The organism is Luteibacter sp. P1_D3 (assembly GCF_056406135.1).
The window spans coordinates 45565-61272 of the sequence record NZ_JBFUAT010000009.1 but is presented as its reverse complement, the minus strand read 5'-3'; the positions used below and the strand labels follow the sequence as shown (position 1 = coordinate 61272).

General features: G+C 66.3%; 12 protein-coding genes. 3 read left to right on the top strand and 9 right to left on the bottom strand.

Annotated elements, in window-relative coordinates:
* Positions 1–16: 16 nt before the first annotated feature.
* A complete protein-coding gene (locus AC1DYM_RS08435) occupies positions 17–946 on the top strand; it encodes a DUF535 family protein (protein ID WP_477337530.1) in 930 nt (309 codons plus the stop codon).
* On the opposite strand, the gene AC1DYM_RS08430 is transcribed toward AC1DYM_RS08435, so the two are convergent.
* From AC1DYM_RS08430 to AC1DYM_RS08420, 3 genes are read right to left on the bottom strand one after another with little or no spacing between them, the layout of a single operon-like run.
* The gene (locus AC1DYM_RS08430) at positions 943–3423 is read right to left on the bottom strand and encodes a TonB-dependent siderophore receptor (RefSeq protein WP_477337529.1); all 2481 of its coding nucleotides are present in this window, start codon (positions 3421–3423) and stop codon (positions 943–945) included. The genes AC1DYM_RS08435 and AC1DYM_RS08430 overlap by 4 nt on opposite strands.
* Positions 3424–3448: 25 nt before the next feature.
* Complete coding sequence (locus tag AC1DYM_RS08425) at positions 3449–4459, bottom strand: FecR family protein (protein ID WP_477337528.1); 1011 nt, start codon at positions 4457–4459, stop codon at positions 3449–3451.
* Positions 4456–5001, bottom strand: coding sequence for an RNA polymerase sigma factor (locus tag AC1DYM_RS08420; protein ID WP_477337527.1), 546 nt, complete (start codon positions 4999–5001; stop codon positions 4456–4458). The genes AC1DYM_RS08425 and AC1DYM_RS08420 overlap by 4 nt, the downstream gene beginning before the upstream one ends.
* A gap of 236 nt (positions 5002–5237) precedes the next feature.
* Here AC1DYM_RS08420 and AC1DYM_RS08415 point away from each other — a divergent pair, with 236 nt between their 5' ends.
* Complete coding sequence (locus AC1DYM_RS08415) at positions 5238–6947, top strand: ArnT family glycosyltransferase (protein ID WP_477337526.1); 1710 nt, start codon at positions 5238–5240, stop codon at positions 6945–6947.
* 22 nt (positions 6948–6969) lie between these two features.
* On the opposite strand, the gene AC1DYM_RS08410 is transcribed toward AC1DYM_RS08415, so the two are convergent.
* A complete protein-coding gene (locus AC1DYM_RS08410; protein ID WP_046965713.1) occupies positions 6970–7590 on the bottom strand; it encodes a YrbL family protein in 621 nt (206 codons plus the stop codon).
* Between the two features lie 105 nt (positions 7591–7695).
* On the opposite strand from AC1DYM_RS08410, the gene AC1DYM_RS08405 reads away from it, so the two are divergent.
* On the top strand, positions 7696–9606 hold the full coding sequence (locus AC1DYM_RS08405; protein ID WP_477337525.1) for an LTA synthase family protein: 1911 nt from the start codon (positions 7696–7698) through the stop codon (positions 9604–9606).
* Positions 9607–9622: 16 nt separating this feature from the next.
* Here AC1DYM_RS08405 and AC1DYM_RS08400 read toward each other — a convergent pair whose 3' ends face one another.
* From AC1DYM_RS08400 to AC1DYM_RS08380, 5 genes are all read right to left on the bottom strand, one after another.
* Positions 9623–11713 carry a hybrid sensor histidine kinase/response regulator gene (locus AC1DYM_RS08400; protein WP_477337524.1) on the bottom strand — a complete coding sequence of 697 codons (2091 nt, stop codon included), beginning with the start codon at positions 11711–11713 and terminating at the stop codon, positions 9623–9625.
* Between the two features lie 89 nt (positions 11714–11802).
* Positions 11803–12672, bottom strand: coding sequence for a cobalamin-binding protein (locus AC1DYM_RS08395; protein ID WP_477337523.1), 870 nt, complete (start codon positions 12670–12672; stop codon positions 11803–11805).
* Complete coding sequence (locus AC1DYM_RS08390) at positions 12669–13457, bottom strand: ABC transporter ATP-binding protein (protein WP_477337522.1); 789 nt, start codon at positions 13455–13457, stop codon at positions 12669–12671. The genes AC1DYM_RS08395 and AC1DYM_RS08390 overlap by 4 nt, the downstream gene beginning before the upstream one ends.
* A complete protein-coding gene (locus AC1DYM_RS08385; RefSeq protein ID WP_477337521.1) occupies positions 13454–14455 on the bottom strand; it encodes a FecCD family ABC transporter permease in 1002 nt (333 codons plus the stop codon). Before AC1DYM_RS08385 ends, AC1DYM_RS08390 begins: the two co-directional genes overlap by 4 nt.
* 29 nt (positions 14456–14484) lie before the next feature.
* A complete protein-coding gene (locus AC1DYM_RS08380; protein ID WP_477337520.1) occupies positions 14485–15630 on the bottom strand; it encodes a Fic family protein in 1146 nt (381 codons plus the stop codon).
* Positions 15631–15708: the final 78 nt, after the last annotated feature.

Below are 15708 nucleotides of genomic sequence, written 5' to 3'. Positions count from 1 at the left end.
CGAACGTCTTAAGGGTATGCATCCGCATTACCCCGATCCCATTACGGTCTCCGACGCCAAGCTTGGCTGGGCACCCGCCCGGCCGGCACGAGGTTCGCTGGCGCTTCTTCTCGATCACGCCCGTCGCCGCGCCACGCTGCGACGACAAGGGGCGGTTCGGGAACGCCGGCTGCCCTACCTGCTGCGCAGCCTGGTCGCTTTCCGTCGTCAGGCCACCTGGCTTGGCCTGGTGGGTGCGTCGCGAGCCATGCGCGATGCGGCGGAGATGAATCCCCGGGTCTACGAACGCTGGCAGAGCCATTACATCTCCCGCAAGTTCGACCTGCCCATGCGGGCGCGGGTCGTCGAGTCGCACTACCGCTTCATCGCCCGCGAGTTTCCCGAGCGCCTGCGCAATCGCCTGCTCAGAGGCCACGACGTCCGTCTCGCCACGCTTCCCCTCGGCGGCGGTGAGATGGCGTATCTGCATGCGCGCGCGCCGGAGAGCGAAGCCACCGGCGAGATGGGCTTGTACCTGCTCAATGCGGACAAGGAAGTGATCTCGTCTTGCGCCATCACGTTCGGTGGTGTCGAGGGCGTCATCGTGGGTGCGATGCGCGGGTCGTGGGCGTACCTGGGCCGCGGTGCCATTGCGCGCTTCACGCGTGCCACGGCCGGGCTGCGCCCGCGTGACCTGCTGTTGGCCGTGGTCCGGGCGCTGGCGACCTATTACGGCATCGACCGGGTGCGCGGCGTATCGCGGGGGGCGCATCCGCTCGACCGTCGTGCCGGCGTCACCGCGGCGTCGTACGACCGGTTCTGGCGTCGCCACGGCGGCACGCCAGGAGAGGGTGGCTGCTATGAGATTCCCTGCCTTGGCGTCTCCAGCGGACGTGCGGAAAGCGATGCCTTCCGGCGCGAAGCCTGCGAAGTGACGTTGAAGTCGTTTGCGCGCGCGGCGGCCTAGAAGTCGTAGGTGCCGGTGAGCAGGACCACGCGACCTTGTCGTATGGGGACGAAGGTCTCGTCGAAATTCACTGCGTACAGGGTGCGCGAGAAGAGATTCTTTACGCCGAGGGTGACGCGCCAGTTCTCGCCGTATCGCGATACGTTGGTCTCGACGCTCGCCTGGCCAGGGATACCGAAATATTGGCCATCGTTCGTCGTGCGGCCCTCGCTGCGGCTGCGCGCGACGATGCCGGCGGCGACGCCCCAGGGTTTCAGCGAGCTCTCGCCGAAGCGATAACTGGCCCACGTCGCCGCCTGGTGTTTGGGTGCGCCGGTGGGGCGGGTGTCGTCGTGGTTGCGGATGCGCGACTCGGTCAGGCTGGCGAGAAGATCGAGACCGGGCGCCACGCGCCCGGTGAACTCGACCTCGAGGCCGCGATTGGTCTGTCCGGGACCCGGCGTGGCGAAGAAGGGTGGCTCCGGCGATACCAGGTCCACGCTGTGGTCGACGCGGATGCGATAGGCCGCCACGGTCAGGCGTGCGCGCTGGTCGAAGAGGTCGACCTTCGTACCCACTTCCAGCTGGCGCGACGTCGCGACCGGCAAGGGCTGGCCATCCTTGCCGAGCGCCGGATCGGGCTGGAAGCCGGTGGAGGAATCCGCATAGAGCGACACGTCGTGCGTCAGCTTGTAGACCACGCCGAGCTTGGGCACCCACCGCTCCTTACGGACCTTTCGCGGTGAACCGTCGGACCATCGGGTATCGAGCTCGTAACGGGTGCGGCGCACGGCGGCGAGAATGTTCCAGCGATCGCCCAGAGCGATCTGGTCCTGGAGGTAAACGCCTGAATTCGTCTGCCAGGAGCCGCCCAGGGTTTGCACGGTGGTGCTCACCGGCGCAATAAGGGCGTTGTACTTCGCCGATACGGTGCTACCGGTGCGCAGGTCGTAAGCCAGCGGGCGCGTGACGATCACGGCACTGCGGTCGGCCTCGTCGACCGAACTACCCTCGGTGATGCTGCCGCCGCCGCTGTCGCCGGCGTGGGTCCGGGCGAGGTCCACGCCGACCAGCACGGTGTGGGTGACATCGCCCGTGCGGAAGGTACGCGTGAGGTCGTTCTGCCAGGTCCAGTACGTGCCGGAGTAGCGGAAGGTCCGCGCCACGGCCGATGATCCGCTACCGAAGGCGGCGAACGGCGTCGACGAAAGATACGACCAGCTGCTGCCGTTGCTGTGCTGGCGCACGTACTGCCCACGGCTGTGCCATGCCCAGTCGTCGGCGAAGTCGTGATCGACCTCGAACACGCCGCGCACCGTCCGGTAGGTCGAGATATCGCCAGGGCTGCCGGGCACCGAGCGCGTCGGCGATGCCGTGGACAGCGACGGACCGAGCAGCACCGTGTGTTCCGGACCAGGCACGCGGTTGTCGACGAATTCCACGCCGCCCATCACACGCGTGCGATCACCCTGCCAGGCCAACGAGGGGGCGACATAAGCGCCGCGTCCGCCACCGTCGCCTTGCGGCGTTTTTTCACCACGCTGCCCCGAGGCGACAACGCGGTAGGTAAACGATCCGTCTTTCGAGGCGGCGCCGGCCAGATCGACACCGAGCCGCGCACCGTCGTACTTGCCGACCGAGTAGTCGACCGTGTGCACGGTCTCGGCTTGCGGGCGCTTCATCACCACATTGATCGAGCCGCCGAAGTTGTTGTTCTGCGAGGCGTCGCCGAGGATCGCCTCGGGGCCGCGGAGCACCTCCACCCGTTCAATGCCGATCAAGGGGGGCAGGTCTTCCGTGCGGGCGATGCCGTTGGGCATGCCGTCGGTCATGCCGTGCCCGGCATCGAAGCCGCGAATCAGGAACAGCGGCGACCCCCCGTAGCCGTCCACGTATTGCACGCCCGCGACGTAGCGTGCGACGTCGCCGATATCCAGGGCCTGCTGTGCTTCGATCACATCACGGGTGACGACCGTGACCGACTGCGGAACGTCGGTCAGGCGCGCGTCGGTGCGCGTCACCGTGCGGGTCGTGTCGGCTTTGAAGCCGGTGTCCTGGATCAGGCCCTGGACGTCCACGGTGGCGAGCGGCACGACGCTGCCTGGATCGAAGGCGATGGAGCGATCGAGCGGCAGCGGTGTCGCGTTCCCGGCCTTCTGCCGCTGGCGCACGACCACCGTACGCGCGTCGTACGCCTCCCTCTCGAGGTCGGTACCGGCGAGCAGTTCATCCAGTGCCGCGTTCGGCGTGAGCACGCCACTGGCGCCGGACGACCGCCAGTTGGCGATCGTCCCCGAGGCGGTCAGGACCTGCACATTGCTTTGCTTGCCCCAGGCCAGCAGCGCGGTCGCAAGCGGCTGCGGGGCAATGTCGAAGGGGACGACGGTGTTCGTCGATCCTTCGGCGGGAGCGTCCGCGGCGCAGGCGACATGCACCGCCCACGCAAGCGCGAGAGCGCCGGTGAGTGCGCGCCGGCGCCCGCGAAGCGAGTACTGCAAGATCTGCCGTCCCAAAGGATGAATTTCAGCGCGGCTTCTGACTCCGCGTCATCGATGTCTGGCGAGCCAGCTCCAGCCGGTCGGTGTAACTGTCTACACGGACCGGGAAGACCCGTGGCAAGGCGGACACCCAGCTGTCGATGGTATCGACCTCGACAGTGCCGGTAAACGTCAGCCGTCCCAGGTCGGCGTCGGCCAGTCGGATCGGACGTGCGCTGTAGCGATTCACGTTCTCCACGACCGAGGCCAGCGGCTCATTGACGAACTCCAGTCGATGGCTGCGCCACGCCGTCGCCGAGGCCGGCGTCACGTCGAGGATGCGCATGGCCTGGGTCTCGGGGTCGAATGAGACTTCGCGGCCGGCACCGAGTTCCACGGTGGCGGCATCACCGTCAGTGGCGGACGGAGACACGCGCACGCGGCCCTCGGTCACGGCGACGGTGACCCGGTTGCCCGTCCGACGGACGTTGAACGCGGTACCCAGGTCGCGGATGCGCAGGGGGCCGGCCGTCACGACGAAGGGGCGCTCGGCGTGCGCGACGCGGAAAAAGGCTTCGCCGGTTTCGAGATCGACGGCACGTTCGTCGCGACCGTACCTCGCGGTGATCGATGTCGCGCCGCCCAGCTCAATGCTCGAGCCGTCGGGCAGGGCGACATCGCGGTGGCCCGCCCGCTCGCTGGCGTACTGTCGCGGGGATTCCGGACCCGAGTGGCGCAAGGCCAGGAACAGGCCCGCGCCGAGCATGACCAGGGCCACGCCAGCGGCCAGCCCGAGGGCGAGCCGCGGTGGCGACCGGCGCACGGACAGCGGCGCGTAGCGCGCCACGAAGGCCTCACGCGTGGAGCCATCCATGGCCGCGGCAGCCTCGGCCAGGGCACAGGCCCGATCGAAGGCCGCCGCATGACGCGCGTCCGCTTCGAGCCATTCGCTCCACTGCAGCATGGCCTGTTCGGGCAGCGCGGGGTCGCGCAGGCGTGACCACCAGTCCGCGGCGGTGTTCTCGATATGACGATGGCCGAAGGATGTGCTGCTCATTGGGGGTTCTCCGCGCGATCGCGGCGTTCGCGGCAGTGCGCAAGGGCGTTGGCCACGTGGTAACGGACCATGCGCTCACTCAGTTTCATGTCCCGGGCGATCGTGGCGAAGTCGCGTCCGTCGACCACATGCATGACGAAGGCCCGGCTGGTCTTGGGTGGCAGCTCGTCCAGGGACTGGCGCAAGCCCTGCCATTGTTCGACTGCCGAGGCGTGCTGTTCGGGAATCGGGGTGACGTGCCAGTCATCGCTGTCCGGATCGGCCGGCGCCAGGGCGCGTACGTTGCGCATGCGCAGTCGATCCACGGCGAGGTTGGCGGCGGCACGGAACAGGAAGGCGCGGGGCGAGTCGATCCGGGTTGCCTCGTCGAGCGAGAGCAGTTTCAGATAAACCTCCTGCGCTACCTCTTGGGCATCGGCCAGCGAATTCAGGCGTGCCCGAAGAAACGCCACGAGCGCCGCGTTGTGTTCACGGAAGAGGGCAACCACCTGCGCGGCACGTTTACCGCCCGCTGGCGTGCCCGCCGCCTCGGAGGGATCCATGGTGTGTCTGACCGCGTTCATGGGGCTGGAAGGAATTCACTATAGGTTCGCACGGTGGGAAATCGACGCCCGTACGGGCAGAACGAGCGCCGATTTCCGCACCGGCGAACACCCTAGACGTCCCAGTGCCGGAAAATTGAAATGGAGAACGGTCGATTGGCCTTCAGTCCCGTGTAAGGGAGTTGTCAGCCGCGGCCGCTAGCATGGCGTCCGACCTGGCTTTCCCTCGTAATTCAATGATTTCCACCGACGAACGATCCCTTCGCCGCGAGTTCGGCTGGTTCATGCTCTTCGCCCTCGTGGTGCTCGCGGCCGGTATCGGCATGCGTGACCCCTGGCCGCCGGACGAACCGCGCTTCGCGCTCGTCGCCCGGCAGATGCTCGAATCCGGCCAGTGGCTGTTTCCCCACCGCGGCATGGAACTCTACGCCGACAAGCCGCCCATGCTCATGTGGACCGAAGCGGTCTGGATGTGGCTCACGGGCGGCTGGCGCGGCGCCTTCCTGCTGACCTCGCTGTTCTCCGGGCTGGGCACGCTGGCCTTGGTCGCCCATCTCGGCCGGCGGCTGTGGCATCCGCGGGTCGGTCTGTACGCGGCGGCGATCGTCCTGGCGACGATGGCCTTCGTCGACATGGTCAAGCACGGCCAGATCGACCCCCTTTCGCTGTTCTGGATCACCCTGGCCAACGCTGGCCTGCTGCTGCATTGCCTGCGTGGCCCCGACTGGAAGATGTACTGGCTCGGCTGCTTCGCGGCGGGCCTGGGCGTGATCACCAAGGGCGTGGGCGTCATCGCCTTGCTCATGCTGATCCCCTATGCCGTGATGCGCGCGCGCCAGTGGCCCGGCCTCACCTGCACCCAGGGCGACGGCTGGCGCTGGGCCGGTGGTGCCTTGGCCTTCCTGCTGGCGATCGCCCTTTGGCTGGCGCCGATGCTGATCACCGCGTACGGCTTGCGTACTCCCGAATACCTGGCGTACGTGCAGGACATCCTGTTTCACCAGACCGCCGACCGCTATGCCAATTCATGGATGCACGAGGAAGACCCGTGGTTCTTCCTGCTCGTGATCCTGCGCCTGTGGCTGCCCACCTGGCTGTTGATTCCGTTTCTCGTCCCGCGCTGGCGCGAGGCGCTTCGCCTGCGCGAACCACGCGTGTGGATGCCGCTGGCGTGGTTCGTGCTGATCCTGGTGTTCTTTTCCGTCCCTAGCGGCAAGCGCGCGATCTACATCGTGCCGGGTTTGCCCATGCTGGCGCTGGCCATGGCGCCCTACATGGGCGATCTGCTGAAAACGCGCTGGATGCCGAGGCTGGCCTTCGCGATCACCCTGGTCACCGGCGCGGTCTTCATCGGCGTGGGCACCTGGGCCTGGACGGCCGCGCCGAAAGCGGCACGCCGTATTGCCGCCGGCTACGAACTGCCCGATAACGGTCAGGCGCTGTGGTGGTGCGTCATCGCTGCCGGGATCGCCTTCCTGGTGGCGGCCGCGGTGTGCCGTCCGCGCCGCGGCGTCCTCGCGCTCATGCTCGGCACCGGCCTCGCATGGATGGTCTGGCCTGTCATGACCTACCCGTTGCTCAATGCCAACCAGTCCGCCGCGCAGCTGATGAGCGAGGCCGACGCGCGGATCGGCCCCGAGGGCCAGCTCGCGCTGGTCTCGTGGCGCGAGGAAGTGCTCTACCAGGCACGACGCCCGGTGGTCGAATTCGGCTTCGTCCGCGACGCCGCCCTACAGATGGCCGACGCCCGTGCCTGGCAGCGTGCCGATCCAGCCCACCGCTGGATCCTGCTCAACGAGGACGCACTGGACAGCTGCGTGATCCGCGAGAAGGTGGTCGATATGGGCATTGCCAACCGCGTGCGCTCGGCGTTGCTGCCGGGTGATGGGAGTCGGGTGGGGTGTGTGCCGGCGGCGTTGCCGGGCAACGCGATCCCCGCTCGGTAGGAGCCGATTCATCGGCGATGCTCTAGCGCTTCGGCGCCTCTGCCATCGTCCGCTTCAGCATCCGCTCGTACTTCTTCTTCGTGCGCGAGGCGTTATGCGCCCGGTTCATCGAGCAGTGCGGCACGATGTTCTTCTCGCCAAAGCCGTCGATCATCACCAACCGGGGGCCGCCGCGCGAGTCCTCGCCGTACACGACGTTCCATGCGTGCAGATCGGCAGCAATTACGTTGTGGCTGAGCAGTCGGGCGTAGAACTCCTCGAGTTCCAGCCGGGTTTTCTCGCTGAAACCCTCGGCCTGCACCCAGGCATGCAGGGTCGGCGCGAGCTGGCCATCGGGACGGCGCACTTTCTCGACGATCTGACCCATGCCGATATCGGTCATCTCAAGGCCGACGATGCGCGCGAGTGGCGACGTGGCGTAAGCACCGACGTAGATGCTGGTGACGTATTCCTTGAACTCACGCACGAAGTCCTTGTAAGGACCGCTTCGCGCGATGCGGCGGTACCACGGCGCCTGATTCCAGCGTTCCTCGATCGACGCGCTGGTGATCACCTTGATCAGCAGGTCGGGGTCGTCCGGATGCTGGTACACCTCCCGGATGTGGCCGTTGGCGATCGGCTTGGCGTCGGCCAGTCTGAACATCGTCGATCCTCGTGCGGCGCCTGAAAGGCTGCCGTAAGTCGTTCCTGGGGCGCACAGTGTAAAGTCTTCGGGTCTTTACCGCCCCTTGATACCGGATACTCCAACGTGCGCAAGCTCACCTGGCGTTTCATCGTTGCCGCCCTCGTCTTCCTGACGCTCTCCCGCGTCGGCCTGTCCGTGTGGCAATGGTCGCGTGTCCAGGGCGGTGGTGGTCTCTGGCCCGTGCTGACGGGGGGTTGGCGCATCGACCTCTCGCTTATCGCGATGATCGTCGCGCTGCCCGCGCTGCTATCGCCCTGGCTGGGACACCGCGCGTGGCCCACCCGCATCGCGGCCTGGTGGCTGCGCTTCTGGTGGCTGGCCTTCGTCCTGCTGGAAGTCTCCACGCCCCAGTTCATCGTCGAATACGACACGCGTCCCAATCGCCTGTATTTCGAGTACCTGACCAGCCCGCACGAAGTGGCCTCCATGCTGTGGAACGGCTACAAGCTGTCCGTCGCGGCCGGCCTTGTCGTCTTCGCGCTGATCGGCTGGGTGGGTTTTCGGCTGTTGCCGACGCGCCGGCCGGATCGCGCACCGTTGCGCGGATGGATGCGTCCCGTTGCCACCGTCGTGCTCTTCGCCGTGCTCTTCCTGGCCGGTCGCGGCACGTTGCAGCATCGCCCGCTCAACGCATCGCAGGTGGCCTTTACCAACGACGCCATGGTCAACACGCTGCCGCTGAACTCGCTCTACAACGTGCTCAATGCGGCGCTGGCACTGGGTAACGAGCGGTCCGCCTCCGCGGTGTACGGCAAGCTTCCCGATGACGAGATGCAGTCGATCGTACGCAAGGCGGCCGGCCTGGAGGGTCCGCCGCTGGATGCGACCTATCCCAGCCTGCATCGCCAGCAGGCGACGCGTCAGGGTGGCAAGCCGCTCAACCTCGTCATCATTCTCGAAGAAAGCCTGGGCGCGCAGTTCGTCGGCAGCCTCGGTGGCGATGGCTACACGCCCGAGCTGGACAAACTTTCCAACGAAGGCTGGTGGTTGACCCGCACCTACGCCACCGGCACGCGCTCGGCGCGTGGCCTGGAAGCGGTCACCACCGGTTTCCTGCCGACGCCGGCCGAGGCCGTGCTGAAGCTGCCGCGCAGCCAGCGCGATTTCTTCACGCTCGGTGCCTTGCTCGATACCTTCGGCTATCACACGCGCTTCCTCTACGGCGGAGAAGCGCACTTCGACAACATGCGTTCGTTCTTCTTCGGCAACGGCTTCAACGAAGTGGTCGACAGCGCGAGCTTCAAGACCAAGCCGGCCTTCATCGGTTCCTGGGGCGCGTCGGATGAGGACATGTTCAACGAGCTGCACCAGCGGCTGATCGACGATGGCGACAAGCCCACGCTCACCGTGGCCTTCTCGGTATCGAACCACACGCCGTGGGAATACCCGGCAGGCCGGATCAAACCCGAGGGCGAACCTGCCAGCAATGCGAACGCGGTGCGCTACGCGGACTGGTCCATCGGCCGCTTCTTCGAGCGCGCTAAGCAGTCGCCGTACTGGGACCACACGGTGTTCCTGATCGTCGCCGATCACGATGCGCGCGTTTTCGGCGCCAACCTCGTGCCTGTTACGCATTTCCATATTCCCGCGCTGATCCTCGGCGCCGGCGTGCCGGTGAAGAAGGACGATCACATCGTCAGCCAGATCGACCTCGCGCCCACCCTGCTCTCGCTCATCGGCATCAGCAGCGAACACCCGATGCTCGGCGCCGACCTGACCCAGCGCTACCCTGACCGCGCGATCATGCAGTACGGTGACAACTACGGTTATCTCAAAGGCGATCGCCTGATCGTGCTGCGCCCGAATCAGCCGGCGACCCAGTACCACTACCTGATCGACGGTGAAAAGCTCGACCTGCAACCGGTCGATCCCACGCTGGAGAAGGAGGCGCTGGCACATGCGCTCTGGCCGAGCTGGGCTTACAGCAACCAGCGTTATCGTTTGCCGCCGGGTGCGACCGCCAGGAAGCCCTGAGGCTTTCCCTGCACGCTCAGCGTGATCGCGACACCACGCGTTGCACGGCGTCGGCCAGCGTGGCCTGGGAGTACGGCTTGGCCAGGCGCGGTATCTCGATCTGGGGACCGGCGGGAAGGTCGGCGTACCCGGTCGCCATGATCATCGGCAGGTCCGGCCAGCGCTCGCGTATGCGCTCGGCGAGCTGGGCGCCGGTCATCTGCGGCATCGCGTGATCGGTGATGACGAGATCCACGCATGTTGCTTCGAGCACCTGCAGCGCTTCGTAGCCCGATCGCGCGGGGATGACCTGGTAGCCGAGCGCTTCCAGCATGTCGACCGTGGTGGTCCGAACGAGGTCGTCGTCGTCCACCATGAGGATGCTGAGGGTCGATTCGGGTGCACAGCGCGCCATTACCGGTTCGTGTCGCGGTTCGCCTTGCGCGGTACCCGCATGTTCCGGAGCCGCAGGCAACCAGATCTCGGCCGTCGTGCCTTCGTCCACGCGACTGCGCAGAATCAGCGCGCCACCGAGTTGCTCGGATAGTCCGTGCACCATGGACAAGCCGAGTCCCGTTCCCTTGCCGACGCCCTTGGTGGTGAAGAAGGGTTCGATCGCCCGCTTGAGCATGGCGTCGTCCATGCCCGCACCCGAATCGGAGACGGAAAGGCGAACATAGCGACCTGGCGCAAGCGACGCATGGCCGTTCTGCACCCAGGCTTCGTCGGTGGCGATAACGAGCCGACCCGCACCGTCCATCGCATCGCGCGCGTTGACCGCGAGATTGAGCAGCGCGGTCTCCAGTTGGTTGGCGTCCGCCTGGATGGGCGGAACACGCGCGCCGAAATACGTCTCCAGGACGATCGTCGGTCCGAGTGACCGGCGCAGCAGTTCGGTCATGTCCTCGACGAGGCGACGCAGATCGATTCGCTCGGTCGTCAGGTCCTGACGCCGCGCGAAGGCGAGCATGCGGCGTGTCAGTGCGCTGCCGCGCTCGGCGCCGGCGATGGCATTGGCCACCAGGCGTGTCAGCCGTGGTTGCTCCGGCATGCTCTCACGCAGCAGTTCGAGACTGCCTTGCACGGCCATCAGCAGGTTGTTGAAGTCGTGCGCGATCCCGCCCGTGAGATTGCCGAGCGCCTCCATTTTTTGCACCTGGAGCAGCGCCTGTTCGGCCTGGATGCGGGCTGTCTTCTCGACGGCTTCGGGAACCATGGCGACGATATCGCCTGCCTCGTTCATCACGGGACGCATCGAGAAGTCGAACGAGCGCACGCCCGTCGGTAGGTTCAAGGCCATGCTCATGTCCTCGCTCCGGCCGGCGCTGGCGCGTCGCGTCGCCGCTTCGACGGCCTGGGGCATGCCCGGCGTGCCGTCGAACCACGGCGTGAGCCAGAACGGCAGACCGATCACGTCATCCAGTGTGGCTTCGATGCCGGCCAGTGCGGTGGCGTTCGCATAGAGCAGGCTGCCGTCGGGTGAAAGTAGATACTGGTAGAGGTGCGACGTCTCGAAAATCGTGCGCAGGTTGGCCTCACTTCGCTCGAGCGCGACCGTGCGCTCGGCCACCATCGCCTCGAGATGTTCGCGAAAGCGACGCTCGCCTTCGCGGACGTTTTCTTCTGCGCGGACGCGATCGGTGGTCTCCACGACGAAAGCGATAACGCCGCCGGGCGTGCCGCTTTCATCAAGGACAGGCGAGTAGTCCAGGTTCATGAACACCGGCTCGGACTTGCCGTGTCGCTCGAGCGTGAGCTGCTGATCCTTGTACGCCAGGGTTCCGCCGGCCAGGCAGACGCGCATCACGTTATCGTTGAAGTCCGCGATCTCGGCCCAGCCTTCACGCACCTCGGACCCGAGCAGCTGTGGATGCCGGCTGCCGGCGAAGACGGAGTAGGCATCGTTGTAAATCATACGGCCCTGGGGACCCCAAAGCAGCACGATGGGGATCGGCGATAGCAGCAGCATGCTGGTGATGGTGCGAAGGCTCTGCGGCCAGGCGCCGAGGGGTCCCAACGGCGTGTGCGTCCAATCGAACGCACGAATCAGCGCGCCAGCCTCGCCTCCCCCGTTCAGCCAGGAAAGATCGCTATCGTCATGGGGCAGGGATGGGGTGATCTGGGTCATCGGAACCGGTCCGCAATGGCGCGTCGGCAGGATTCTAGAAACGCGGACGTGACGATGACCGCAAGGCCGCGGGGCTTCCGCGACCGGGGTCAGCGCTGGCTTCGGCGCCGGGCGTCGTCCAGCCGGTGACAGAGCAGGTCCACGCTGCCGAGGATCGAGGGCGAGGGCAGGGCTAGCGTCGGTGCGTCGATGGTGAAGACGTTGTCGTGCTTCACAGCGCTGAGGAACCCGCTTTGCCGCCAGCTCGCCAGGGCATCGTGGCCGCCATCGCCGCTGACGATGACATCGGGGTTGCGCGCCAGCACGGCCTCCCGGGTGACGGTAGGGGCGGCCTGCGAAAGATCGGCAAAGACGTTGTCGCCGCCGCAGAGGTCGAGGGCGTCATCGATGATCTGCGCGTGGCCGATGGTCATCAGGGGGCGGTCCCATATCTGGTAGAAAACCTTCAGTCGCGCCTTGCCCGCGTATTCGCCACGAAGCTTCGCCAGCGAGGCATCGAACGCGGCGGCGTTCCTGTTCGCTTCGTCCTGCGTGCCGGCCAGAGTCCCGAAGCGGCGCGTGGCGGGCGCGACATCGGCGAGCCGTGTCGTCTCCGAGTAGAAAATGGGAATGCCGAGCCGGCTCAGCTTTTCCACCTGCGCCGCCGGCGTACCGCTGCGCCAGACCACGATGACGTCCGGCTTGAGCCCGACGATGCGTTCCAGGTCGATCATCGTGGCGTCGCCGACGATGGCCACCTTCTTCGCGTCGGCCGGGTAGTCGCTGAAACGTGACGTGCCCACCACGTACGCGCCGGCGCCCGCCGCGAAGAGGGCGTCGGTGATGTTCGGCGCCAGGCTGACGATACGTCGTGCCGGGGCTTTCAGCGTGACCGTGCGACCCGCATCGTCGGTCACCGTGACGTCGGCGCTGGCAGCACCGGTGATGAACAAAGCGAGCAGGGCGAGGCGGCGAATCATGAGGAGCTTCCGTTAAGGCGTCCGGCGCGGAAGAACCGCTCGCCGTCGAGGGTCACGCCGTGGATGGGGTGGTGAAAAGCAGCAGAAAGATGCTCGCTGGTGATCACCTCGTCCTTGAGGCCGGCGAGCGCGCCGCCGCTGCCATCCAGCAGCACGGCGTGCGTCGCATGCTGGAACGCGAGGTTGATGTCATGCACGGTGTAGACAACGGACTTCTTCTCGCGCTCCGCCGTCCGCAGCAACTCGTGCAAGGTTTTCATCTGGTGATGCAGGTCCAGCGACGACAGGGGTTCGTCGAGGAGCATCACGTCGACATCCTGGGTGAACAGCGCGGCGATGTTCACTCGTTGCCGTTCGCCGCCCGATAGCGTGGTGACGTCGCGTTCGGCGAGGACGTCGAGCTCGAAGGTCCGCAGCGCATGCCGCGCGGGCTCGAGGTCTTCGTCGCCCCATGCCCAGAACGGCAGGCGTGGGTGACGCGCGGCAATGACCGCTTCCATGACCGTGAGGCTGAAGGCGTCGACGATGGACTGCGGCAGAAAGCCCCGCAGGCGGGCCAGTTCGATGGGTCGATACGATCGTATGTCGCGCTCACCCAGGGTCACGCGGCCCTGGTCCGGCTCGCGCAAGCCGGCCAGCGTGCGCAGGAGGGTCGACTTGCCGGCGCCGTTGGGACCCAGCACGCACCAGACCTGGCCGGGATCGACGCGCATGGTCAACTCGCGCACCAGCAGGCGCTCGCGTACGGAGAGGCTGACCGCTTCGGTGGCGAGCACGCTGCTCATCGGCGTTTCACCAGCAGGAACATGAAGGTCGGGACACCGATCACCGCCATGACCGCGCCCACCGGCAGCTGGATGGGATCGGCCACGATGCGCGAGACGGTGTCGGCGACGACCACGACGATACCGCCGCCGATCGCGCACGCGGGAATGAGCACGCGTTGGTCGTTTCCGATCACCCGGCGCAAGGCATGCGGCACCACCAGACCGACGAAACCCACCGTGCCTGCCGTGGTCACGGCCACGGCGGTCGCCAGCGAAGCGATGACGAAGATGGCGGACTTCACGACATTGGGGCGAACGCCAAGCGCACTGGCGGATTCTTCGCCGCGACCGAGCAGGTTCAGCTGTCGCCCCAGCGGTACGACGCACAGCACGCCGAACAGGAGACTGATCACGGGCAGCCACGGGTTGGCCACGCCGCTGAGGTCGCCCATCATCCAGAACAGCATGCCGCGAAGATTCTTATCCGGGGCCAGCACCAGCATCATGCTGACGATGGCACCGAAGCCTGAGGCCAGCATGACGCCGATCAGGATCAGGTCGGTCGAGTCCTCACGTTGTGCCGCACGTTGCCGCGAAAGCAGGTCACGATGGCCGAGCACGAACACGGCCAGGCAGGCGAGTAGCGCACCCGACGCCGCGCCTGCCGCCGTCAGTACCGCCCCCAACCCTCCCAGCATGGCGCCCAGGGCGCCGACCGATGCGCCGCCGGAAAGGCCGAGGGTGTAGGGATCGGCCAAGGGATTGCGCACCAGGATCTGCATCAGGCAGCCCGACATCGCCAACAGGCCACCCACGCCGTAGGCCGCGATGGAACGTGGAAGGCGCAGCTCCCAGATGATCGAATGCATCGGCGTATCGGCCGACGAGACCAGCCCCTGCCACGACGCCGCGATGGTGGAGTCGCCTCCGCCCAGCAGGATGGATGCCAGCAGGGCGATGGCGCCGACGATCAGCATGCCGAGCCAGAGACGGACGGCCGATCCGAAGCTAGCCATGCGCGGTGTTCTTAAGGAATGTTGGGCCATCATCGTGTGGCCTGCGTGGGCCAGTCGACGACATAGCGCGTGCTCCGGCCACCGCCGGGAAGTTTGCGCAGGAGACCCTTGTCCATGAGGTCGCCCAGGTGACGCGTGGCCGTGGCCTTCGATACCTTGGCCACGGCCTGGTATTGCGAGGCGTTAATGCCACCGTCGCAGCCTCGTTCGCCACCATCGAGAAGCCGGTTGATCACCTTGCGCTGTTCCGCGGATAGCACGTGGTCGCCATGCTCGCGCCAGAAGCGCGCCTTGCCGAGCACGCGCTCGATACGCAACAGCGCCTGCTGCAGGCTATCGAGCAGGGTCTGCAGGAACCACAACACCCATGCCGTGATGTCGAGATCGCCTTTCTGACATTGCTCGAGTACGTGATAGTAGCCCGCACGATCGGCAAGGATGCTGGCCGACATCGTATAAAAGCGGATCGCTTGATGTTCGGCCTGGGCCAGTGCCAGATCGGTGATCGCGCGTGTCAGGCGCCCGTTGCCGTCGTCGAAGGGATGCAATGTGACGAACCAGAAATGCGCGACGGCGGCACGCAGGAGCGGGTCCAGTGTCGACGTATGCACGCTGGATTCGAACCACCTAAGGAATGCGTCGACCTGCGTCTCGAGGCCGTCACGTGGCGGCGCTTCGAAGTGAACGGTCGGCCTGTCGAGGCGACCGGAGACGACCTGCATCGGCTCGTCACCTCGAAGTTCTCCTACGCGGATTCGTACGGGAAGCAGTGACTCCCGGGCAGGGAACAGCAAGTGGTGCCACTGAAACAGCCGTTCGAGATTTAGTGGTTGCCTGTAATGCTGGGTCGCGTCCAGCATCAGTTCGGCCAGGCCTTCGCTGCGCGGCGTGCTGCGTCCGTCCGCGTCGCTCTCGATGCCGAGGCGGCGTGCCAGCGACGAGCGCACCGAGCCCGCGTTGAGTTGCTCACCCTCGATGGCCGATGACGTGATGATGTTCTGCAGCAGCGCATCCAGCTCTGTTTCGAGTCCGGCCTCGGCACCGGCCGACCCGACGGCACCCAGCAGGCGCCCCTGGGCCAACTGGCAGGCCCGCAAAAGGGCGGGCACACGGTCTCCCTGCCAGTGAAAGGCAGGCCAGTCAGCGTGTTGCCAGATCCATCGGGGGTCGGTCATCTCGCCTTTCTCGGGCCGGGTGAGCCGAATGAAGAAGCTATTCGGCTCACATAATGAGCCGAATATATCCGCTAATCG

Coding starts and splice junctions, on each gene's coding strand:
- AC1DYM_RS08435 (WP_477337530.1), top strand. CDS start 17: ATGCATCCGCATTACCCCGATCCCATTACGGTCTCCGACGCCAAGCTT.
- AC1DYM_RS08425 (WP_477337528.1), bottom strand. CDS start 4,459: ATGAGCAGCACATCCTTCGGCCATCGTCATATCGAGAACACCGCCGCG.
- AC1DYM_RS08420 (WP_477337527.1), bottom strand. CDS start 5,001: ATGGATCCCTCCGAGGCGGCGGGCACGCCAGCGGGCGGTAAACGTGCC.
- AC1DYM_RS08415 (WP_477337526.1), top strand. CDS start 5,238: ATGATTTCCACCGACGAACGATCCCTTCGCCGCGAGTTCGGCTGGTTC.
- AC1DYM_RS08410 (WP_046965713.1), bottom strand. CDS start 7,590: ATGTTCAGACTGGCCGACGCCAAGCCGATCGCCAACGGCCACATCCGG.
- AC1DYM_RS08400 (WP_477337524.1), bottom strand. CDS start 11,713: ATGACCCAGATCACCCCATCCCTGCCCCATGACGATAGCGATCTTTCC.
- AC1DYM_RS08395 (WP_477337523.1), bottom strand. CDS start 12,672: ATGATTCGCCGCCTCGCCCTGCTCGCTTTGTTCATCACCGGTGCTGCC.
- AC1DYM_RS08390 (WP_477337522.1), bottom strand. CDS start 13,457: ATGAGCAGCGTGCTCGCCACCGAAGCGGTCAGCCTCTCCGTACGCGAG.
- AC1DYM_RS08385 (WP_477337521.1), bottom strand. CDS start 14,455: ATGGCTAGCTTCGGATCGGCCGTCCGTCTCTGGCTCGGCATGCTGATC.
- AC1DYM_RS08380 (WP_477337520.1), bottom strand. CDS start 15,630: ATGACCGACCCCCGATGGATCTGGCAACACGCTGACTGGCCTGCCTTT.